Raw genomic sequence first — 21,144 nt, forward strand, 5'->3', positions numbered from 1 at the left:
CACGGTGACGGCCACGCACGGCTGCCCGCTGCCGGCCGGCGCCGTACGGGTCAAGCCGAAGGCGAACGCGGTGGCGATCCGGCTGCCCTACGCCTGCTTCGACACCGCCGCCCACCAGGCGCGGATGCTGACGATCACCCCACTCAAGGCCTCGCTCAGCACGCTCGGCGGCCGTCGCATCGCCACCGACAACCCGCTCAAGTCGCCCGGCGAGCCGATCCAGGCCGGGATCTCGGTCTCACTCGGTCGCTGAGACCTGCTGCGGGGAGGCCGCGAAGGCGCGGGCCAGCGGCAGGATCCCCAGGATCAGCACCATCGGTACGGCGAAGCCGACCCGCAGCGTGCCCGAGCCGACCACGCCGGTGAGCACCGAGCCGAGCAGTGCGCCGAGGTAGTTGAACTGGTTGAACCGGGCGATCACTGCGTCGACGCGGGCCCGCTCGGCGGAGCCGAAGTCGGACGCCGCGCCACCGGCGATCCGGGCGGCCGCGGAGAAGCTCAGCGGCGCGATCACGGCCACCCCGGCGCCCAGGAAGGTGAACCCGACCACCGCTACCGGCCACGACGGCGCGAACACCACCACCGCCAATGCGGCGCAGGCGACCAACGCTCCCGTGCGCAGCACCGGCACCACGCCGTGCCGCGCGACCAGGCCGTCGCCGGCCAACCGGAGCGCCAGCGACGCGACCAGATAGGGGAACGTCGCCAGCGCGACCAGCCGGTGCGGCGTCGGGAAGACGTCGTCGAGGTAGGTCGGTCCCCAGGTCTGCGCGGCGGTGTCGACCATGTAGAAGAGCACCATGCCGAGGCCGACGAGCAGGATCGGCCGCCACGGTACGTCGCCGATCGCGGCGTCCTCGACCGCGCCGACCCGCGGCAGCAGTGGCAGCGTCGCCACCGCCAGCGGGATGACGCACAGGAACGCGTCCGCCCACAGCGGTGCGTTGCCCAGCGCCAGCGCCAGCGCGGCTCCGAGCACGCCGCCCAGCGTCCAGGCGCCGTGGAACGACGGCAGGATCGGCCGGCCGTAGGCGTGTTCGAGCGCCACCGCCTGCATGTTCGTGCCGGCGTCGACCGCACCGAGGCCCACGCCGTACAGGGCGAGACCGAGGATGAAGAGGGGCATCGCCGGTGCCGTGGTGAGCAGCGGCACCGCAACCGCGATCAGCCCCAGGCCCAGGCGCAGCAGGGTGGCGCTGGCGTGGCGCTTGGCCAGCGACTCGGCGCTGACCGAGCCGAGCCCGGCCAGCAGCACCATCATCAGCAGCAGGCCCGACAGGCCGAGGTCAGAGAGCCCCCAGTGGTCCTGGAAGCGGGGCAGCCGGGCGGTGAGGCTGATGTAGACCAGTCCCTGGGTCGCGAACGCGGCCTGCGCGGCGCGCCGGGAGCGGGCGAGCGGGGTCATGGGGGCGATGTTCTCAGCACGCCTGGGCCGGGCCTGTCAGACTCGCGGCATGAACCTGTACCTGGTCCGTCATGGCGCCACCGAGTGGAGCGAGGCGGGACGACACACGTCGGTGACCGACCTACCGCTGCTGCCGGCGGGCGAGGAGGCGGCGAAGCGGCTGGCGCCCCGGCTGGCCGGGATCGAGTTCGGGCAGGTGCTGGTCTCGCCGCGCGTCCGGGCCCGTCGGACCGCCGAGCTGGCCGGCTTCCCCGACGCGGTGGTCGACGAGGACCTGGTGGAGTGGGACTACGGCGAGTACGAGGGCATCACCAGCGCGCAGATCCGCGAGCGCGACCCCGACTGGACGATCTGGGACGGCGTCACCCCCGGCGGCGAGAGCGCGGCGCAGGTGGCCGCGCGGCTCGACCGGGTGGTCGCCCGGGTGCGCGACACGCCGGGCGACACGCTGGTGTTCGCGCACGGGCACTGCCTCCGTGCGCTGGCGGCTCGCTGGCTGGGCGAGCCGGTGCGGCTGGGTCGCTTCCTGATCCTGGGCACCGCCACGCTCTCGGTGCTGGGCGACGACCGCGGCCAGCCGGCGATCGAGACGTGGAACGCGGCCAGCCTGGACTCTTGACCCTCGCGCGCTGAGGGGCGACGGTGGGAGCCATGTCGCTCGCGGCCGGTTGCCCGCGCTGTCCCACGCCCGTCGCCAGGATCGGCGAGGACGGTGCCTGGTCCTGCCCGGACCACGGTGTGGTGCGGCCGCTGTGGCGCCCCGAGGAGGCGTCGTACGACGGCTTCGTGGCGCATCTGGAGCGGGCCGACGGGTTTCCGACGTACCTGCCCTGGCCGCTGAGCCCCGGCTGGCAGATCACCGACTTCGCCGTCGTTGCCGACGACCGCGGCGCCACCGCCAGCCTGACCTGCGTGTCCGGCCCGAGCGAGCTCGACGGACCCGTCGACGTGCTGGTCATCGCCGAGGAGGCAGGCGTGGGCCTGGGCGCCCGCTGCGCCGGTACGACGGGCGACGACCCGGGGACCGAGCTGGGTGACGGACCGGCCTCCGCCCGGTTGCGGATCGGCAGCCAGACGGTCTCCCTGTGGCCGATCTCGACCAGCGGCGAGACCGGGGAGTGGGACCGTTCCGTCGTGGTCGGCGAGGCCGCCGGGCGCTGGCTGTGGCTGGTGCTGCGGCCGGCCTCGGCGATGCTGCTGTTGCACGACGGCTGGCAGTTGCGCGACGTGTCGGCGCTGGGGATGGCGCTGGTCGAGCTGCCCTTCGGCGGGCCCCGCGCGGCGTGGTGAGTAGATTCCCGACGTGCGCATCGACCTCCACACCCACTCGCGGGTGAGTGACGGCACCGACTCGCCCGCGGAGCTGGTGGCGGCGGCCGCCGCGGCCGGGCTGGACGTGGTCGCGCTCACCGACCACGACACCGCCGCCGGGTGGGCCGAGGCGCTGGCCGCGGGCGAGGAGCACGGCGTCACGGTGGTGCCCGGGATGGAGATCAGCACCAGGTACGACGGGCACGCCGTCCACCTGCTCGCCTACCTGCCGGACCCGTCGTACCCGCCGCTGGTGGCCGAGCTGGATCGCGTCCTGTCCGGCCGCGTCGGCCGGCTGCCGGCGATGGTGGAGCGGCTGCAGGGGCTCGGCATCGCGATCACCGAGCAGGACGTGCTGGCCCGCTCGGCCGACGCCGCCGCCACCGGCCGGCCGCACGTCGCTGACGCGCTGGTGGCGCTGGGTGTCGTGGACAGCCGGGACGAGGCGTTCGACAGGTATCTCGCCGCCGGGCGGCCCGGCTTCGTGGACCGCTACGCGGCCCCGCTGGTGCCCATGATCGGGCTGGTGGCGGCGGCCGGCGGCGTGACGGTGATCGCCCACCCGTGGGGCCGCATCGGGCGGGAGCAGCCCTCGGCCGAGGCACTGGCCGAGCTGGCCGCCGCCGGGCTGAGCGGCATCGAGGTCGACCACCAGGACCACGCGCCCGCGGTGCGCGAGCGGCTGCGTGGCATCGCCCGGGATCTGGACCTGGTCGCGACCGGATCCAGCGATTACCACGGCACCGGGAAGACCGGGCACCCTCTGGGGGTGAACACCACCGCACCCTCGGAGCTGGAGCGACTGCTGTCCCGGGCCGCTGCCGCGGCGGCCGCCTCCGGACGCCGTACTCCCTCGGTGGTGCTGCCGTGATAACGGGCTCGCTGCTCGCGGAGTCCTTCGTCACGCTGTTCGTGATCATGGACCCGATCGGGACCATCCCGATCTTCCTGTCGCTGACCAGCGGCCGCTCCGCCGCGACCGCGCGCAAGGCGGCCTGGCAGGCGGTGACGGTGGCGTTCGCGGTGATCGCCGTCTTCGCGTTCTTCGGCCAGGCGATCCTGCACTACCTGGGCATCTCGATCGCCGCGCTGCAGTGCTCCGGTGGCCTGCTGCTGCTCCTGGTCGCACTGGAGCTGCTGACCGGCAACCAGAAGGAGCCGACCGCGGCGGCGGGGACGAACATCGCGCTGGTGCCGCTGGGCACCCCGCTGCTGGCCGGTCCCGGTGCGATCGTGGCGACGATGGTCTTCGCCCGCCGGGTGCACGGCGTCGACGACTTCCTCGCGGTCGCCATCGGCTTCATCGGCGTGCACCTGGTGTTGTGGCTGGTGATGCGGTTCTCGCTGCCGATCCTGCGCCTGATCAAGGACAGCGGGGTCATGCTGGTGACCCGGATCGCGGGTCTGCTGCTGGCCGCGATCGCGGTGCAGATGGTGGCGGACGCGGTGCGGGAGTTCGTCACCCAGCGCTGAGCGGCACTACTTGCGGCCGAGTGTCTGGAAGCGCTGCAGCAGCCGGGTCGGCAGATGGCGGCTGACCGCGGTGATCGCCTTGTAGCGCTTGCTGGGCACCGAGAAGCTCTTGCCCGCCTCGAAGTCGGCGATCGCCTCGGCGACGAGATCGTCGACGTCGAGCCACAGGAAGCTCGGGACCGCATCGCGGCCGACCTCCATCCGGCCGTGGAACTCCGTCTTGGTGAAGCCCGGGCAGAGCGTCATGATCCGCACGCCGCGGTCGGCGTACTCGACCGACGCCCACTCGCCGAACCGGTTCACCCACGCCTTCGCGGCGCTGTAGGTGCCGCGCGGCTGGTAGCCGGCCACGCTCGACACGTTGATGATCCCGCCGGAGCCGCGCTCGGCCATGGCCCGCAGCGCGGCGTGGGTGAGGCGCATCACCGCCACCACCAGTACGTCGAGCATGGCCTGCTCCTGCTCGACGTCGTTGTCGAGGAAGCGGCCCTTGAGGCCGAAGCCGGCGTTGTTGACCAGCAGGTCGATCGGCCGCTCCGTGTCGGTGGGGTCGGCCAGGCGCCGCTCGACCGTGGCGAGCTGGGCGCGGTCGGCCAGGTCGGCGGCCAGCACCTCGGTGGACACGCCGGCCGTGGCCGTCAGCTCCTCCGCGACGGCCTCCAGGCGAGCGGTGTCGCGGGCCACGAGGACGACGTCGTACCCCTGCGCGGCGAGCTGTCGGGCGAACGCGAGACCGATGCCGGCGGTGGCGCCGGTGACCAGGGCAGTGCGGGACATGACGCCAGTGTGTCAGTCCGTCGGGCATGATGGACCCGATGACCACCACGCTCGCGGTCGCCAACCAGAAGGGCGGCGTCGCCAAGACCACCTCCGTCGCCTCGCTCGGCGCTGCCCTGGCCGAGCTCGGCCACCGGGTGCTGCTCGTCGACCTCGACCCCCAGGCCTGCCTGACGTTCTCACTCGGCATCGACCCGGAGGACCTCGAGCTGTCGGTGCACCACGTGCTCACCAAGGGCACCGAGCCGGCCGAGGTGATCCTGCACACCGAGGACGGCGTCGACCTGCTGCCGGCCACCATCGAGCTGGCCCGAGCGGAGGCCGACCTGCTCACCCGTACCGGCCGCGAGCACGTGCTCTCGTCGGTGCTCGGCGAGGTGGACGGCTACGACTGGGTGCTGCTGGACTGCCCACCCTCGCTGGGGGTGCTGACAGTCGCGGCGCTGACCGCGGCGACCGGTGTGCTGGTGCCGTTGCAGTGCGAGACGCTCTCCCACCGTGGGGTGGGACAGCTGCTCGACACCGTCCACGACGTACGCCGCTTCACCAACAAGAGGCTCGAGGTCTGGGGCGTCCTGCCCACGCTGTACGACGGGCGCACCCATCACTCCCGCACCGTGCTCGAGACCATCTCGGAGACCTACGGGCTCGACGTGGTCGAGCCACCGATCCCCAAGACGATCAAGTTCGCCGAGGCACCGGCCGCCGGCCGGTCCATCCTGGCGACCTCGCGCTCCAGCAAGGGCGCGCAGGCCTATCGGGCGGTGGCCGCCAATCTGGTCGCTCGTGCGGCTGCCGGGGTCGCCGGGGTCGCCGGGCGGGGGCGCGAGTGAGCAGGCATCGCGCCGAGGCCCGGCCACGTTGGGGGCGGATCGGACTGACCACCTCCGCGGTTGCGGTGGTGGTGCTGGCGGTGCTGGCCGGGTTCGGCGTGTTCTCGCCGTCGAGCAGCAAGCAGGTCGCGACCGATGCCGGGCTTCATGTGACGGCGGCGCGGTCGTCCGCGTCGGCCGATCCGTCCACGCGTGCATCGACCGGGGCGTCGACCGGGGCGTCCTCGGCCCGTCCCGCGGCGGGCAGCGCGGCGGGCAGCGCGGCGGGGAGCGCCGCCTCGGCGCCGGCGTCCGCCTCGGCCTCCGGGTCGTCCGCGCAGCCGGCCTCGGGCACCGAGACGGCCGACGAGACGGCGCTCCCGGCGGGGTCGGGCACCGGCAGGCGGGCCGTGTTCGACCAGAGCATGCAGCGGGTGTGGATCGTCGACGCGTCCGGGAAGGTGGAGCGCACCTACCCGGTCTCGGGCAGCGACGAGAACAACCTGCGACCCGGCACCTACCACGTCTACAGCAAGTCGCGCTGGGCCGTCGGCATCGACGACTCGGGCGTGATGCAGTACTTCGTCAGGTTCGCCCACGGGACCGACAACGGTGCCTCGATCGGCTTCCACTCCATCCCGACCAAGAACGGCAAGCCGCTGCAGACCGTCGCCCAGCTCGGGGAGCGCCTCTCCCACGGCTGCATCCGGCAGAAGACCTCCGACGCCATCGCGATGTGGAACTTCGCCAGCGTCGGCACCAAGGTCGTGGTCGTCGCCTGAGGACTGCCTCGGTGGCTGAGATCGGCGCCTGGGCGCTGACGGTCGGCAGCGCGCAAAGTATCACCGTGATGCTTTGCGTCGAGAGTGACATTTCGGATGTGTCACTCTCGACGCAAACTGTCACGGTGACACTTTGGCACTGTCACGGTGGCAGTTCGCGGACTATCACCGCGACACTTTGGCTCGCACCGCCGCTGGGCTCGCTCGGCGTCGTGCCGAGCCGTTGTCCGGCGGTCGGCCGAGGCTCAGCCCTCCGACGAGCCCGACTGAGCGCCCGAGCCGGAGGAACGGCGGCGGCGCCGACGGGCGCGAGCGGGCGTGGCGGCGTCACCCTCGGCGTTGCCGGAGCCGGCCTCGACCGGCTGCTTCTCCGCCGTACCGCCGACGACCTGGCCACCACGCGAGCGGGTCCGGTTGCGGGAGCGGTTGCGCGGGGCGCGCTCACCGTCGTGGGACTCGCGCCTGGCGGGCCGCTCCGCCGGCGCGGCGGTCTTGATCCGGCCCTTGGTGCCCTTCGGGATGCCCATGTCGTGCAGGAAGTGCTCGGAGGAGGAGTAGGTCTCGGCGATGTCGTCGAAGGGCAGGTCCAGCGCCTTGTTGATCATCTTCCACTTGTGCACGTCGGCCCAGTCGACCAGCGTGACGGCGATGCCCGAGGCGCCGGCGCGGCCGGTGCGGCCGATGCGGTGCACGTAGGTCTTCTCGTCGTCGGGCGTCGTGTAGTTGATCACGTGCGAGACGCCGGTGACGTCGATGCCGCGGGCGGCCACGTCGGTGCAGACCAGGACCTGCACCTTGCCGTCGCGGAAGCGCTGCATGGTCTTCTCGCGGGCGGCCTGCGCCATGTCGCCGTGCAGGGCGCCGGCGTTGAAGCCCCGGTCGGTCAGGTCGTCGGCGACGCGCTGCGCCTGCCGCTTGGTGCGCGCGAAGACGACGACCTTGTCGACGTCGTCCGAGCCGGCCAGGATCCGGCCGATCATCTCCGGCTTGTCCAGATCGTGGGCCTGGTAGACGAACTGCGCCGTCGCCGGCACCGTCGCGTTCTCGTACGACGACTCGGCGCGGATGTTCATCGGGTGGCGCATGTAGGTGCGCGCCAGCGCCACGATCGCCCCCGGCATGGTCGCCGAGAACAGCATCGTCTGGCGGGTCTCCGGGGTCAGCCGCAGCAGCTTCTCCACGTCGGGCAGGAAGCCCAGGTCGAGCATCTCGTCGGCTTCGTCGAGGACGAGCGCGTGCACGTGCGACAGGTCCAGGACGCGCCGGTTGGCCAGGTCGATGAGCCGGCCGGGCGTGCCGATGACGATGTCGACACCCGACTCCAGCGCCTCGATCTGCGGCTCGTAGCCCACGCCGCCGTAGACGGCGACGGTGCGGATGCCGCGCAGCGAGCCGGCCAGGGTGATGTCGTTGTAGACCTGCAGCGCCAGCTCGCGGGTCGGCGCCACGATCAGCGCCTGCGGCTTGCCCTGCGGCAGGTCGACGTAGTCGGGGTCGGTGGGGGAGACGCTGCGCTGCACGACGGGGATGCCGAAGGCGAGTGTCTTGCCGGTGCCGGTGCGGGCCTGACCGATCAGGTCGGTGCCCTGCAGCGCCACGGAGAGGGTCATCTCCTGGATCGCGAACGGGGTGGTGATGCCCTTGGCCTCGAGCGCGTCACAGATCTCGGGGAGGACCCCGAGCTCACGGAAGGTGGTCATGTGTTCAGCTGTCGCTTTCGCTTGACGGGAGCGGCTCTGGCGTCTCAACCGGTCAGGGAAAAGCACAGTGCCGCGCACATACGGTGCCCCCAGTCTATCGATAGGGTGCTGCCGTGGTTGCATCTTCGGCTCCCGACCTGACCGATCCGCGCTACCGGGCGGCGATCATCGACCTCCTGGGAGCGATCGGGTACGGCGAGATCTCCGCCTGCGAGCGCCTCACCGAGGACGCCGGCCGCGCCCCGCAGCTGGCCGACAAGGTGGCGCTGCTCGGCCTGGCCAGCGCCCAGTTCGCCAAGGTCGCGCCGATCCTCGACCAGCTCGCCGCGCTCGGCGTCGAGCCCTACGAGGCGATGGAGCCGTTCCGGGCGCCGATCGACCAGTTCCACGAGTACACCGCGCCCTCGGACTGGTGGGAGTCGCTGGTCAAGGCCTACGTCGGGGACAACCTGGTGCGCGACTTCTACCGGGAGTTCGCCGTCTACCTCGACCCGACCACCCAGGCGCTGATCACCTCGACGCTGGCCGAGGACCGCAGCGAGTTCGTGGTGGAGCGGGTGCGAGCCGGCATCGCCGCCGACCACACCCGGGCCGGCCGGCTGGCGCTGTGGGGCCGCCGCATCATGGGGGAGGCGCTCACCCAGACGCAGCGGGTGGCGGCGGAGCGGGACGCACTCTCCGACATCCTGGCCGGCGACGTCCTGGCCGCGCTGGACCTGGCGACCATCGCCGACGTGTTCGGCCGGATCACCCAGAACCACATCAGGCGGATGGCCGCGCTCGGCCTGGAGCACTGACGACGGCGGCCCCGTCCGACCGGAACGGGGCCGCCGTGGTCGTGCGGCAGGGTCAGGACCGCCGGTCGCGGCCGGTCACGAACGAGGCCGCCATCACGGCGAGCGCCGCGACGACGACCTGCCAGATGTGGCGCCACCAGTCGATGCCCTTGGTCATGTTGTCCCACTTGTCGGTGGGGCTGTCCTTGAAGATGGCGTAGTAGAGCGTGTTGCCCACCAGCATCCCGATGATGCCGCACACAACGGTGAGCCAGAACGGGATGTTGTCGCGATGGCTCGGTGCGAGGAACTTCCCGAGTGAGCCGATGATGACGCCGCCCACGATGGTGACGATGATCGTCCAGAGCATGGCGCTTTCCCTTCCGTGTGGTCAGGCGGGAGCAGGCCTGCCCCCGTCATGATCTTGCACCGAACTGGACGCAAACGCATCGCACCGATGACGCGGTACGGCGAGCGTGTCGCGGCCGGTCAGCTCCGGAAGCCGACCGCACCGACGGTGCCGGTGCCGATCTCGACGTAGGCGATCTTCTCCGCCGGCACGATGACGTGCTTGCCCTTGCGGTCGAGCAGGGTGAGCACGGACTTGCTCGTCACGGCCTCGGCGACCAGCTTCTCGATGGCCTCGATGGTCTCGTCGGTCTCCACGACCAGCTCACGGGCGGCGTACTGAACGCCGATCTTGACCTCCACGGTCGGCTCCTTGTCTGCTTCAGTGGTCGTCTTCAGTGGTCGTCGGTCTTGGGGTAGCCGGCGATGCCACGCCAGGCCAGAGCGCCGACGAAGTCGGCGGCCTCGTCCTTGTCCATCCGGCGCTGGCTGTTCAGCCAGAACCGGGACGAGACCTCCGCCATTCCTACCAGGCTGACCGCAAGGAGCAGTGCGGCCGGCTCGGGAAGCTTGGTGTCGGCCGCGATCACCGCCGCGATCTCCCGAGTGCACTCGTTGGTGACCCGGTCGACCTGCTCGCGCACCGCGGGCTCGTTGGTCAGGTCGGACTCGAAGACCAGCCGGAACGCGCCGCTCTCGCTGACGACGTAATCGTAGAACGCGTGCACGGTGCGGGCTACGCGCTCCTTGTTGTCCTGGGTGGAGCCCAGCGCCTCGCGCACGTTGGCGATGATCTGGTCGCAGGCCAGCTCCAACAGCGCCAGGTAGAGCTCCAGCTTGCCGGGGAAGTGCTGGTAGAGCACCGGCTTGGAGACCCCGGCACGGTCGGCGATGTCGTCCATCGCGGCCGCGTGGTAGCCCTGCGCCACGAACACCTCCAGCGCCGCGCCCAGCAGCTGCGCACGGCGCTCCGATCGGGGCATGCGGGCGCCTCGACGGCGCACGTCGTCGATGTCGTACTGGTCGGTCGTCACGCCGTCGGCTCCCGCTCGTGGTCTCGTGGATCGTTCAAGGCGCGAGCCTACTCCCGCGTAGCGCCGATATCGGATGTCGGGACCGGTGCTGCGCGTGTTGTCGGGTGGGGGAACATGGGGAGGTGGGCCGGTGTTGGACCGGTGCCACACCCGCACCAGACCAGAGGAGCATCGCCGTGTCGTACGCCCCGCTCGTGGAGCCTGCCGACGAGCTGACCGTCGACGAGGTACGTCGCTACAGCCGCCACCTGATCATCCCCGACGTCGGGATGACCGGGCAGAAGCGCCTGAAGAACGCCAAGGTGCTCGTCATCGGTGCCGGTGGCCTGGGCAGTCCCGCGCTGCTCTACCTGGCCGCGGCCGGTGTCGGCACGCTCGGCGTGGTGGACTTCGACGAGGTGGACGAGTCGAACCTGCAGCGTCAGGTGATCCACGGCCAGTCCGACGTGGGTAAGTCCAAGGCGCTCTCGGCCAAGGAGTCGATCGCCGAGATCAACCCGCTCGTCAACGTCGTCCTGCACGAGGGCCGCCTCGACAACGACAACGTCATGGACGTCTTCGGTGGCTACGACCTGATCCTGGACGGCACCGACAACTTCGCGACCCGCTACATGGTCAACGACGCGGCGTACTTCCTCGGCATTCCCTACATCTGGGGCTCGATCTACCGCTTCGACGGCCAGGCGTCGGTCTTCGCGCCCAACATGGCCGAGGACGCCCCGTGCTACCGCTGCCTCTACCCGGAGCCGCCGCCGCCGGGCATGGTCCCCTCCTGCGCCGAGGGCGGCGTGCTGGGCGTGCTGTGCGCCAGCATCGGCTCGATCCAGGTCAACGAGGCGATCAAGCTGCTGACCGGCATCGGCGAGCCGCTGATCGGCAAGCTGATGGTCTACGACGCCCTCGAGATGGAGTACCGCAAGCTGAAGGTCCGCAAGGACCCCAACTGCAAGCTGTGCGGCACCCACCCCGAGGTCACCGGGCTGATCGACTACGACTACTTCTGCGGCAACGTCTCGGAGGAGGCCGCCGACGCCGCGGCCGGCTCGACCATCTCGGTCAACCAGCTCGAGCACATGCTCAAGGAGCGCGAGGAGGGCACCCGCGAGTTCGTCCTGGTGGACGTGCGCGAGCCCAACGAGTACGAGATCAACAAGATCCCCGGCTCGGTGCTGATCCCGAAGAACGAGTTCCTCAACGGCAACGCGTTCGACCAGCTCGGCACGCTGACCGACAACGGCTCCAAGCAGCTGGTGCTGCACTGCAAGAGCGGTGTCCGCTCGGCGGAGTGCCTGGCGATCGCCAAGGGCGCCGGCTACGCCGACGCGGTCCACGTCGGCGGCGGCGTGGTCGCCTGGGTCAACCAGATCGACCCGTCGCAGCCGTCGTACTGACCTGCGTCGATCCCGAGCGGGTGCCGGGCCTGCGGGTGGAGTGCTGGTGACCGCGGAGGAGTACGTCGAGGCGGTGCTCGCCATCGTGGAGCGCATCCCGTGGGGTCGGGTGACGACGTACGGGGCGATCGCCGACGCGCTGTTCGACGAGTACGGCGGCGGTCCGCGGCAGGTGGGGAGCGTGATGGCGCGCCACGGCGGACCAGTGCCCTGGTGGCGGGTGGTCCGGGCCGACGGCACGCTGCCGCCCAGCCACGGCGAGGAGGCGCGAGAGGCCTATCTGGAGGAGGCCACGCCGCTGCGTCCCGGCGGCGCGGTGGACCTGCGTCGGGCGCTGTGGCTGCCCTGACGCCGACTCCCGCCGGCGGTGGACGGGGGCGGCCGGTGGGCCGCCCCCGTTCGCGTTACTCGCCGGTCGCCGCCATGATCGGGCCGTGCTCTACCGACTCCTGCACCTGATCGTCCCGCCGCTGCTCAGGGCGATCTGGCGGCCGAGGGTCGCCGGGCGCGACCGGGTGCCCCGCGAGGGCGGGGTGATCCTGGCCAGCAACCATCTCAGCTTCGTGGACTCGGTGGTGATCCCGTCGGTGGCACCCCGACCGGTGCGTTTCCTGGCCAAGTCCGACTACTTCACCGGCGTCGGCCTGCGCGGGCGCCTGATGCGGGCGTGGTTCGAGGGACTCGGGATGCTGCCGGTCGACCGGGACGACGCGCAGGCGGCGCTGACCTCGCTCGACGTGGCGCTGGACGTGCTGCGCCGCGGTGAGGCGTTCGGCATCTACCCGGAGGGGACCCGGTCTCGCGACGGCCGGCTCTACCGCGGGCGCACCGGCGTGGCGCATCTGGCGCTGACCGCAGGCGTGCCCGTCGTACCGGTCGGGCTGAAGGGCACCGAGCGGCTCCAGCCGGTCGGCTCGAACCTGCCGCGGCTGGTGCGCGTCGAGGTCGTCTTCGGGGAGCCGATCCGGGTCGCGGGCCGGTTCGAGGGGATGGCGCTGGGACGAGCGCGCCGGCTGCTGACCGACGAGATCATGACCGCCATTGCGGCGCTGAGCGGGCAGGAGGAGGCGGCCGTCTACAACGATCGCGCGCCGGACGCTTGAGAGTCGTCCGGGCCCGGGGCACGATGGAGGTGAGGCACGTCACAGCGAGGTGAGGCCGATGGGCACGACCGACTGCCTGAAGATGTCGATCCAGCACACGCATGACGGGTTGGCCGAGCAGCTGGATGCCGCTCGCCGCGTGATCGCCCGCCCCGAAGAGACCCGGCGCGGCTGTCCACCGATCGATCTGTTCTGCGTCGGCACCAGCCGCCATCTGCATGCCGTCGACGAGGTGCTGCTGCCGTCGGCGCGGGTCGATGGCGACTACCGCGCCGCCGAGCACAACCTGGGCGTGGTCCTGACCCATCTCAAGGCGCACGAGTTCGGCTCGACGTACGAGAAGGGCTTCGACTGGTCGCGCGGCTGGGGCGAGGTCGAGGACGCGCTGAGCGGCTATCGCGCCGAGGAGGACGCGATGGTGGACTGGCTCACCGACTCGCTGCCCGACGAGCGGCTGGCGATGCTGACCGAGCGCCTGGAGCGGGCCGAGGCGACCGAGCCGACCCGGCCGCATCCTTATCTGCCGCACCTGGGCATGGCAGGCCGGATGGCCCGGCGCGTGGAGCGGGTCGCCGACTCGTTCTGGGACGCGGTCGAGGGCCGCTACGTGCCCGAGCCGGTGCGGCCGGCGAGGAAGGAGCCGGGTCTGATCGGGCAGTACCTGCTGGCGGATCCGCGCTTCGACGAGGAGGAATGACCCGAACTGTCGGTGCCTCATGATGGAGTGATCCTCATGAGCACGACCTATCGCCTCGAGCGCCCGCACGCCCCCGCCGGCGTGCCGGCGCTCGACGCGCAGCAGCGGCAGGTCGTCGACCATCCCGGCGGCCCGCTGCTGGTGCTCGCCGGTCCCGGCACGGGCAAGACCACCACCCTGGTCGAGGCGATCGTGGCGCGGATCCAGGAGCGAGGCACCCGGCCCGACCAGGTGCTCGCGCTGACGTTCTCGCGCAAGGCCGCCGAGCAGTTGCGCGACCGCGTGACGGCCCGACTGGGCCGCACCACCGGCGCCGCGCTCAGCTCGACGTTCCACTCCTTCGCCTACGGACTGATCCGCGAGTTCTCCCCGGCCGACCTCTACGAGCAGCCGCTGCGGCTGCTCTCCGCCCCCGAGCAGGACGTCGTGCTCCGCGAGCTGCTGGCCGACCATCCCGAGTCGGTGCGCTGGCCCGAGTCGCTGCAGCGTGCGCTCGGCACCCGCGGCTTCGCCCGTGAGGTCGAGGCGGTGCTCTCGCGGGCGCGGGAGAAGGGGCTCGACGGGGAGCAGTTGGTCGAGCTCGGGCGGCGCGAGGGCGTTCCCGTGTACGTCGCGGCGGGGCTGTTCCTGGATCAGTACCTGACCGTCCTCGACTCCCAGGGTGCCACCGACTACGCCGACCTGATCCGGCGGGCCACCATCGAGGCGGAGACCCATCGTGACGTGCTCCGCGAGCGGTATCGGCACGTCTTCGTGGACGAGTACCAGGACACCGATCCCGGTCAGGTCGCGCTGCTGCGGGCGCTGGCCGGCGACGGGCGTGACCTGGTGGTGGTGGGCGACCCGCACCAGTCGATCTATGGCTTCCGCGGCGCCGACGTGCGCGGCATCCTCGAGTTCCCGACCGCCTTCCCGCAGGCCGACGGCACTCCGGCCGAGGTGGTGGCGCTACGCACCACCCGACGGTTCGGGCCGCGGCTGCTGGTGGCGGCCCAGCGGGTCGCCGGTCGGCTCGGCCTGCCGGGCACCATCGACGAGCAGGCCCGCGAGGCGTTCCTGCGGCCGGTGGCGGCGGAAGGACCCCATGGCGAGGGGCTGGCCCGGGTGCTCACCTTCGACACCGACCGGGCCGAGGCCGAGCACCTGGCCGACCTGCTTCGCCGGGCCCATCTCGAGGACGGCATCGGCTGGGACGAGATGGCGGTCCTGGTGCGCTCGGGGCGTGCCACCATCCCGGCGCTGCGGCGCGCGCTGGGCGCCGCCGGTGTCCCGGTCGAGGTCGCCGCCGACGAGGTGCCGCTGGTGCGCGACCCCGCGGTGCTTCCGCTGCTGGACGCTCTGCGCGCCGTGGTCAATCTCGACAACGACGACCCCGAGGACGTCGGCTACCTCGACGCCGCCCGGGTGGAGGCGCTGCTCACCTCGGCCCTGGGCGGGCTCGACGCCGGGGACGTGCGCCGGCTCGCCCGGTTGCTCCGCGTCCGCGAGCGCGACCGTGCCCAGGCCGAGGAGCGGGCGCCGCGACCCTCGAAGGCGCTGCTGCGAGAGGCTCTGCTGGACCCGGCCGGGCTGGCCGGGCTGGACGGTCACGAGGTGGCGAAGGCGCGGGCCCTGACGGCGCTGCTGCACGACGCCCGGGCCCGGCTGGCGGAGGGCGCGACCGCCGAGGAGCTGCTCTGGGGGCTGTGGTCCGGCACTCCCTGGCCGGCGCGATTGCGGCGGGCCGCGGAGTCCGGTGGGGGAGCGGCGCGACGCGCCCACCGCGACCTGGACTCCATCTGTGCCCTGTTCGAGGTGGCCGCGCGTGCGGAGGAGAAACGCGACCACGTCGGCGTGCGGGCCTTCCTGGCCACGCTGACTGCGCAGCAGATCCCGGCCGACACGCTCGCCGACCGCGGCGCCCGCGGGGCAGCGGTGCGACTGCTCACCGCCCACCGCTCCAAGGGGCTGGAGTGGCGGCTGGTGGTGGTGGCCCATGTCCAGCACGAGGGCTGGCCGGACCTGCGCCGACGCGCCACCCTGCTGCATGCCGACCGGATCGGCTCGCACGGGCTGGTTCCGCCGGTCACGCCGCGCGAGCTGTTGATGGAAGAGCGCCGACTCTTCTACGTCGCCTGCACCCGCGCCCGGGAGCGGCTCATCGTCACCGCGGTCGACTCCCGGGAGGACGACGGCGAGACACCGTCGCGGTTCCTCGCCGAGCTCGGCGTCGGCGTGCAGCGGATCAGCGGCCGCCCACCACGGCCGCTGTCGTTGCCGGGGCTGGTGGCGGAGCTGCGGCGTACCGTCGCGGATCCGGCGACCTCCGAGCCGCTGCGCGCGGCCGCCGCCCGCCGGCTGGCCCGGCTGGCCCCCGAGGTGCCGATCGCCGACCCGGCGACGTGGTGGGGCACCCGCTCCGTGTCACGGGCGACCAGGCCGTTGGCCGAGGCGGGGCGGCCGGTACAGATCTCGGCGACCATGCTGGAGTCGATCCTGACCTGTCCGATGCACTGGTTCCTGGAGCGGGAGGCGGGCGGCGCGCCGCCGGCGCACCAGAGCGCCAACCTGGGTCAGCTGGTGCATGCCCTCGCCGAGCGGGTCGCCCGGGGCGAGCTGCCCGACGGCCCGGACGTCGACACCGCGACAGAGGCGTTGATGGAGCACGTCGACGCGGTCTGGGACCGGCTCGACTTCCGCACGCCGTGGTCCAAGGCGCTCGAGTACGAGCGGGTGCGGTCCGCGCTGCGGCGCTTCCTGGTCTGGCACCGCACCAACCCGCGCACCCTGCTCGGCACCGAGCAGGGCTTCACCACCGTCGTCGAGCTGGATCGCCCTTCGACGGGCTCAGGAGGGGCCGGCGAGCAGGTCGAGCTGCGCGGCTACGCCGACCGGCTCGAGCTCGACGCCGAGGGCAACATCGTGATCGTCGACCTCAAGACCGGTCGCCGTGCGCCGAGCGGGCCGGAGGTGCAGCGCAATCTGCAGCTGGCCCTGTATCAGTACGCCGTCGACCACGGCGCGGTCGAGGGCCACGTCGCCGGCGGCGCGGAGCTGGTCCAGCTCGGCATCCTCGACGGCGGCCCGGAGGCCGTCGTGCAGGTCCAGGACCGGCACCGCGATGGCGATGCACCACGCGAGGCCCTGCGTGCCTCGCTCGCGCTCGCCGCCGGCCGGGTGCGGGCCGAGGAGTTCCCGGCGGTGGCCGGTGACCACTGCCGCGGCTGCGCCTTCCTCTCGCTGTGTCCCGCCAAGGGCGCCGGGTCGGTGGTCGCGTGAGCGGGCTCGAGATCCGTACGCCAGAGGAGCTCGCCCGGCTGATGCAGACGCCGTACGCGCCCAGTCCGCAGCAGTGGGCAGCGATCTCCGCACCGCTGGAGCCGGCGGTGGTCATCGCCGGTGCCGGCTCGGGCAAGACCACGCTGATGGCCGCCCGAGTGGTCTACCTGGTGCTTACCGGGCAGGTCCGGCCCGACCAGGTCCTCGGCCTCACCTTCACCACCAAGGCCGCCGCCGAGCTGCGCGACCGGATCCGTCGTGCTCTGGAGCTCGCCGGTGCCCTGGAACCGGAGGGTGAGGACGAGGACGTGCTGGAGCCGGTGGTGGCGACGTACAACGCCTATGCCGCCAACCTGCTCAAGGAGCACGGCCTGCGGATCGGGTTCGAGCCAGACACGCCGGTGATCAGCGATGCGTCGCGCTACCAGCTCGGCGCCCGGGCGGTGGAGCGGTTCACCGGCGAGGTCCACCGGCTCAGCGACCATCCGCCCACCGTGATCCAGTACCTGCTCGCCCTCGACGGCGCAATGAGTGAGCACCTGTGCTCGCCAGAGCGGGTGCGCGAGTTCGACGCCGAGGCGCGCCGGGGCTTCGAGCGCGCGCTGGCGCAGGAGGTGGCGGGCAAGGGCCGCAAGACCTATCGCGAGGCGATCGAGAAGGCGATCAACACCTGCGATCGGCGAGCCGAGTTGCTGGAGCTGGTGGCGGCGTACCGGCGACTCAAGCGCGACCTAGGCTGGATGGACTTCTCCGACCAGATCGAGCTGGGCGCCAGGCTGGCCCGCGAGCAGCCGGACGTGGGAGCCGCCGAGCGGGAGAAGTACGCCGTGGTCCTCCTCGACGAGTACCAGGACACTTCCGTGGCCCAGGCGGCGATGCTCTCCCGGCTCTTCGGCGAGGGCCATCCGGTGACGGCCGTCGGTGACCCCAACCAGGCGATCTACGGCTGGCGCGGCGCGTCGGTGTCGAACATCCTCAACTTCGGCGAGACATTCCCGCGCGCCGACGGCGGCCCGGTGGGGCTCTACCCACTGACCGTGAACCGTCGCTCCGACCGTCGCATCCTCGAGGTCGCCAACGCTCTGGCGGAGCCGTTGCTGAAGGCGTTTCCGCAGGTCGCGCCGCTGGAGCCGGACCCGACCGCGGGGGAGGGTGTGGTCACCGCCGCGGTCTACGACACCCAGGCCGAGGAGCTGGCGGCCCTGGTCGCCGGGGTGCGGGAGGCGCACGAGGACTCCTGGGCCAAGATCGGCGTCCTCACCCGCGACAACAGCACCGCCGAGGCGGTCTTCGACGCGTTGACCGGCGCCGGCATCCCGGTCGAGATCGTGGGCCTGGCCGGGCTGCTGCGGCTGCCCGAGGTGGCCGAGGTGGTCGCCACGCTGCACCTGATGCACGATGTGACCTCCAACGCCGCACTGCTGACGCTGCTCAGCGGGCCGCGCTGGGCGGTCGGCCCGCGCGACCTGAAGCTGCTCGCCCGGCGCGCAGCCGAGCTGGCCGGCGGGAGCGGTCGCGGCCCGGCCGCCGCCGACATCGACCGCCATCTGCTCCAGATCGCCGACGGCATCGACCCTGCCGAGCTCCCGGCCCTCGACGACGCGCTGTCCGACCCCGGCGACCTGCCCTACTCCGCCGAGGCACGGGAGCGCTTCGGGCTGCTCGCGGCCGAGCTGCGGATGCTGCGCACCCACGTCGGTGAGCCGCTGCTGGACCTGGTGCGTCGGATCATCGACGTGCTGGGCACCGACGTGGAGCTGGCCTCGGCGGTCAGCCCCGCGGCCGCGGCACGGCGTGACAACCTCGACCTGTTCGTCAAGGCGGTCGCGGAGTTCCAGTCCATCGACGGCGACGTCAGCCTGGCGGCACTGCTGGCCTACCTGACCGCCGAGGACGACCAGGGCAACGGCCTCGACGTCGCCACGCCGACCGAGGCCGACTCGGTCAAGCTGCTGACGGTGCACCGTTCCAAGGGTCTGGAGTGGGATTCGGTGTTCCTGGTCGGCATGTGTGAGACGAAGTTCCCCTCCACTCGTGGCCGGACGCTGTGGACCTCCTCGCCGTCGGTGCTCCCGGCGCAGCTGCGCGGCGACGCGGCCGATCTGCCGCAGCTGGCCGGCCACGACAAGCCGGCCCTCGACGCCTATCGCGCTGCGGCCAAGGCAACTGACGCCGAGGAGGAGCTGCGGCTGGGCTATGTCGCGTTCACCCGCGCCGCCCACCGCCTCAGCGTCACCAGCCACCGGTGGACGCCGAAGACCACGCCGCTGGGGCCCTCGCCGTTCCAGGCGCTGGTCCGCGACCGGCTCGCCGCATGGGGCACGCCGCTGGCGGACGACCGCAGCGGCGGCTGGTTGGACAAGCCGGAGAAGGGCTCTCCGAATCCCTACGCCGCCCTCGATCCGGCCCGGCCCTGGCCGCCCACCGGCCCGGGCGCGGAGGCGCTGTTGCGCCGTCGGGCGGCGGAGCTGGTGCTCGCGGCGGATCCCACCGCGCCCGACGCCGACCTGGACATGATCGAGGCGGCCCGAGTGGAGGAATGGGACGCCGAGATCGAGCGGCTGCTGGCCGAGGCGCGTCACGACAGCGGCGACGTCGTGCTCGTGCCCCGCCCCGGCAGCCTCTCCGCGACTGCGCTGGCGCGGTTGCGGGACGAGCCGGAGGAATTCGCCCGCGAGCTGGCCCGGCCGATGCCGCGACCGCCCTCGTCGGCGGCCCGGTTCGGCACCCGCTTCCATGCCTGGGTCGAGGCCCGCTTCGGCCAGCAGGACCTCTTCGACGTCGATGACCTGCCCGGCCGCGGCGACGCCGGGATCGAGGACGAGGGCGACCTCAAGGAGGTCATCGCCGCCTTCGAGACCGGGCCGTTCGCGACCCGGGTGCCGCACCGGGTGGAGGCGGCGTTCGCGCTGGTGCTGGCCGGGCAGGTCGTCCGGGGTCGCATCGACGCCGTCTACGAGGACGGCGACGGCTACCTGATCGTCGACTGGAAGACCAACCAGCACGCCACCGCGGACCCGCTCCAGCTCGCGATTTACCGGGAGGCCTGGGCCGACCTCACCGGCGTGCCGCCCGAGCGCGTCCGCGCCGCGTTCTATTACGTGCGCACCGGCGAGCTGGTCGAGCCGACCGACCTGCCGGGCCGTGCGGAGCTGGAGCGGTTGGTCGCGGAATAGGGGGCACGGGGCAGAGGACCAGGGGCGCCTCCGGGTCCGAGCCCGCCACCGCGGGAGACATCGCCGGGCCCCGGGGTCTCGGCGCAATCCGCGGTCGTGGGGCCGAGCGTGCGTCGGGTGGCGTGCCGGTCAGGTGCGGTCGTGGAGTGTCACGTGGTAGCCGTCGGGGTCGGCGAAGGTGAAGGTCCGGCCGAAGGGGCCGCCGATCGGTGCGGAGACGATGGTGTGGTTGTCGGCGACCAGAGCATCGTGGATGGCCTGGACGTCGGTGGCGTGGAGCCAGATCGCGACGCCGATGCCGGGCTGCGCAACGGACGTGAGGTCGGTGCCGGGAACGATGTCGCGCAATGCGAACGCGATGGGTCTGGTCTCGAAGACGACTGCGTGGGGAGGCCCGGCCGGCGAACGGACGAGGCCGAGGTAGCGCTCATAGAACGCCTGCGAGACGTCGAGATCACGCACTTGGAGCGAGATGAAGTCGGGGCCGGTGGCGGGCATGTCGTTGCTCCTTCGATTTGTGTCAGTTTTCTGACACAAATCAATCTATGTCAGAATGCTGACATGAGTCAACACGGTGCCGGCGTCGACTTGGAGACGTCATTGGGCTACCTGCTCAAAGAGGCCTCGAGCGCTCTGCGCGCCGCCATGGAGGAGGTGCTGCGGCCGCTCGGGATGACCATCACGCACTACTCATGCCTCGAGCTGCTGGCGCAACGACCCGGCCTGTCGAACTCCGAGCTCGCGCGCGGAGCGTTCGTGACACGGCAGTCCATGAACGTGCTGCTGCAGGCCCTGGAACGAGACGGCTTCGTGACCAGGCCTGCCAAAGCACCCGTCGGGAAGGCCCTTCCCACGCAGTTGACGCCTCGCGGCCGACGAAGCCTGGCGAAGGCGTCGGCGGCGGTGCGGTCCGTCGAGGTCAGAATGCTGGCCGGCCTGAGCGAGGCCGAGCAGTCGCAAGCCTTTCGAATCCTGCAGAGCATGATCCGTTCGCTGCGCGAGGGCGACGACGGCTAGTTCCGTTCCGGCGAACGGCCGTGTGGGGAGGGTCCTAGGCCGAGGCCTCCTCGGCCAGCCGATGATCGGCCAGCCGATGATCGG

23 protein-coding genes are annotated in these 21,144 nt (G+C 71.9%); 15 read left to right on the forward strand and 8 right to left on the reverse strand.

Features of this window, described 5'->3' with window-relative positions:
- Positions 1-253: hypothetical protein (locus VHA72_RS07590; RefSeq protein ID WP_325573862.1), on the forward strand; the 253-nt coding region annotated here is incomplete at its 5' end.
- Here VHA72_RS07590 and VHA72_RS07595 read toward each other — a convergent pair.
- Positions 239-1,405: an MFS transporter gene (locus tag VHA72_RS07595; protein WP_325573864.1), complete on the reverse strand. Its 1,167-nt coding sequence runs from the start codon at positions 1,403-1,405 to the stop codon at positions 239-241. The two genes, VHA72_RS07590 and VHA72_RS07595, sit on opposite strands and share 15 nt — an antisense overlap.
- A 49-nt stretch (positions 1,406-1,454) precedes the next feature.
- Between VHA72_RS07595 and VHA72_RS07600 the strand changes: the two genes are divergently transcribed.
- The 4 genes from VHA72_RS07600 to VHA72_RS07615 are packed head-to-tail and all read left to right on the forward strand — an operon-like array spanning position 1,455 to position 4,189.
- Positions 1,455-2,024, forward strand: coding sequence for a histidine phosphatase family protein (locus tag VHA72_RS07600; RefSeq protein ID WP_325573866.1), 570 nt, complete (start codon positions 1,455-1,457; stop codon positions 2,022-2,024).
- A 32-nt stretch (positions 2,025-2,056) separates the two neighbouring features.
- Positions 2,057-2,695, forward strand: coding sequence for a DUF6758 family protein (locus VHA72_RS07605; protein ID WP_325573868.1), 639 nt, complete (start codon positions 2,057-2,059; stop codon positions 2,693-2,695).
- 13 nt (positions 2,696-2,708) lie between these two features.
- A complete protein-coding gene (locus tag VHA72_RS07610; RefSeq protein ID WP_325573870.1) occupies positions 2,709-3,587 on the forward strand; it encodes a PHP domain-containing protein in 879 nt (292 codons plus the stop codon).
- Positions 3,584-4,189, forward strand: a complete 606-nt coding sequence (locus VHA72_RS07615) for a MarC family protein (protein WP_325573872.1) — start codon at positions 3,584-3,586, stop codon at positions 4,187-4,189. Before VHA72_RS07610 ends, VHA72_RS07615 begins: the two co-directional genes overlap by 4 nt.
- Before the next feature lie 6 nt (positions 4,190-4,195).
- Here the strand turns inward: VHA72_RS07615 and VHA72_RS07620 are convergent, their stop codons facing one another.
- Positions 4,196-4,966, reverse strand: a complete 771-nt coding sequence (locus VHA72_RS07620; protein ID WP_325573874.1) for an SDR family NAD(P)-dependent oxidoreductase — start codon at positions 4,964-4,966, stop codon at positions 4,196-4,198.
- Between the two features lie 38 nt (positions 4,967-5,004).
- Here VHA72_RS07620 and VHA72_RS07625 point away from each other — a divergent pair, with 38 nt between their 5' ends.
- Positions 5,005-5,799, forward strand: a complete 795-nt coding sequence (locus VHA72_RS07625) for a ParA family protein (protein ID WP_325573876.1) — start codon at positions 5,005-5,007, stop codon at positions 5,797-5,799.
- Between the two features lie 145 nt (positions 5,800-5,944).
- Here VHA72_RS07625 and VHA72_RS07630 read toward each other — a convergent pair whose 3' ends face one another.
- Complete coding sequence (locus VHA72_RS07630; protein ID WP_325573878.1) at positions 5,945-6,205, reverse strand: hypothetical protein; 261 nt, start codon at positions 6,203-6,205, stop codon at positions 5,945-5,947.
- Between VHA72_RS07630 and VHA72_RS07635 the strand changes: the two genes are divergently transcribed.
- A complete protein-coding gene (locus VHA72_RS07635) occupies positions 6,189-6,560 on the forward strand; it encodes a L,D-transpeptidase (protein WP_325573880.1) in 372 nt (123 codons plus the stop codon). The two genes, VHA72_RS07630 and VHA72_RS07635, sit on opposite strands and share 17 nt — an antisense overlap.
- A gap of 245 nt (positions 6,561-6,805) precedes the next feature.
- Here VHA72_RS07635 and VHA72_RS07640 read toward each other — a convergent pair whose 3' ends face one another.
- The gene (locus VHA72_RS07640) at positions 6,806-8,260 is read right to left on the reverse strand and encodes a DEAD/DEAH box helicase (RefSeq protein WP_325573882.1); all 1,455 of its coding nucleotides are present in this window, start codon (positions 8,258-8,260) and stop codon (positions 6,806-6,808) included.
- Positions 8,261-8,373: 113 nt separating this feature from the next.
- Here VHA72_RS07640 and VHA72_RS07645 point away from each other — a divergent pair, with 113 nt between their 5' ends.
- On the forward strand, positions 8,374-9,057 hold the full coding sequence (locus VHA72_RS07645) for a ferritin-like fold-containing protein (RefSeq protein ID WP_325573884.1): 684 nt from the start codon (positions 8,374-8,376) through the stop codon (positions 9,055-9,057).
- A 52-nt stretch (positions 9,058-9,109) separates the two neighbouring features.
- On the opposite strand, the gene VHA72_RS07650 is transcribed toward VHA72_RS07645, so the two are convergent.
- The 3 genes from VHA72_RS07650 to VHA72_RS07660 form a co-directional block, all read right to left on the reverse strand.
- Entirely contained in the window at positions 9,110-9,406 is a 297-nt protein-coding gene (locus tag VHA72_RS07650; protein WP_325573886.1) for a hypothetical protein, read from the reverse strand.
- A gap of 119 nt (positions 9,407-9,525) precedes the next feature.
- Complete coding sequence (locus VHA72_RS07655; RefSeq protein ID WP_325573888.1) at positions 9,526-9,747, reverse strand: DUF3107 domain-containing protein; 222 nt, start codon at positions 9,745-9,747, stop codon at positions 9,526-9,528.
- 32 nt (positions 9,748-9,779) lie between these two features.
- Positions 9,780-10,367, reverse strand: coding sequence for a TetR/AcrR family transcriptional regulator (locus tag VHA72_RS07660; protein ID WP_325573906.1), 588 nt, complete (start codon positions 10,365-10,367; stop codon positions 9,780-9,782).
- 227 nt (positions 10,368-10,594) lie between these two features.
- On the opposite strand from VHA72_RS07660, the gene moeZ reads away from it, so the two are divergent.
- From moeZ to VHA72_RS07690, 6 genes are all read left to right on the forward strand, one after another.
- Positions 10,595-11,809 carry an adenylyltransferase/sulfurtransferase MoeZ gene (gene moeZ / locus VHA72_RS07665; RefSeq protein WP_325573890.1) on the forward strand — a complete coding sequence of 405 codons (1,215 nt, stop codon included), beginning with the start codon at positions 10,595-10,597 and terminating at the stop codon, positions 11,807-11,809.
- A 46-nt stretch (positions 11,810-11,855) separates the two neighbouring features.
- On the forward strand, positions 11,856-12,158 hold the full coding sequence (locus VHA72_RS07670) for an MGMT family protein (RefSeq protein WP_325573892.1): 303 nt from the start codon (positions 11,856-11,858) through the stop codon (positions 12,156-12,158).
- A gap of 85 nt (positions 12,159-12,243) precedes the next feature.
- The gene (locus VHA72_RS07675) at positions 12,244-12,912 is read left to right on the forward strand and encodes a lysophospholipid acyltransferase family protein (RefSeq protein WP_325573894.1); all 669 of its coding nucleotides are present in this window, start codon (positions 12,244-12,246) and stop codon (positions 12,910-12,912) included.
- A gap of 58 nt (positions 12,913-12,970) precedes the next feature.
- Positions 12,971-13,609 (forward strand): hypothetical protein, encoded by a 639-nt coding sequence (locus VHA72_RS07680; RefSeq protein ID WP_325573896.1) that lies wholly within the window; start codon positions 12,971-12,973, stop codon positions 13,607-13,609.
- Between the two features lie 36 nt (positions 13,610-13,645).
- A complete protein-coding gene (locus tag VHA72_RS07685) occupies positions 13,646-16,867 on the forward strand; it encodes an ATP-dependent helicase (RefSeq protein ID WP_325573898.1) in 3,222 nt (1,073 codons plus the stop codon).
- Complete coding sequence (locus VHA72_RS07690; RefSeq protein ID WP_325573900.1) at positions 16,864-20,043, forward strand: ATP-dependent helicase; 3,180 nt, start codon at positions 16,864-16,866, stop codon at positions 20,041-20,043. The genes VHA72_RS07685 and VHA72_RS07690 overlap by 4 nt, the downstream gene beginning before the upstream one ends.
- A 129-nt stretch (positions 20,044-20,172) precedes the next feature.
- On the opposite strand, the gene VHA72_RS07695 is transcribed toward VHA72_RS07690, so the two are convergent.
- Positions 20,173-20,541, reverse strand: a complete 369-nt coding sequence (locus VHA72_RS07695; protein ID WP_325573902.1) for a VOC family protein — start codon at positions 20,539-20,541, stop codon at positions 20,173-20,175.
- Positions 20,542-20,604: 63 nt separating this feature from the next.
- Here VHA72_RS07695 and VHA72_RS07700 point away from each other — a divergent pair, with 63 nt between their 5' ends.
- The gene (locus VHA72_RS07700; protein WP_325573904.1) at positions 20,605-21,060 is read left to right on the forward strand and encodes a MarR family winged helix-turn-helix transcriptional regulator; all 456 of its coding nucleotides are present in this window, start codon (positions 20,605-20,607) and stop codon (positions 21,058-21,060) included.
- The last annotated feature ends 84 nt before the right edge of the window (positions 21,061-21,144 follow it).

The sequence above is a fragment of the Nocardioides sp. genome, assembly GCF_035547795.1.
In the GTDB taxonomy this organism is placed as follows: domain Bacteria; phylum Actinomycetota; class Actinomycetes; order Propionibacteriales; family Nocardioidaceae; genus Nocardioides.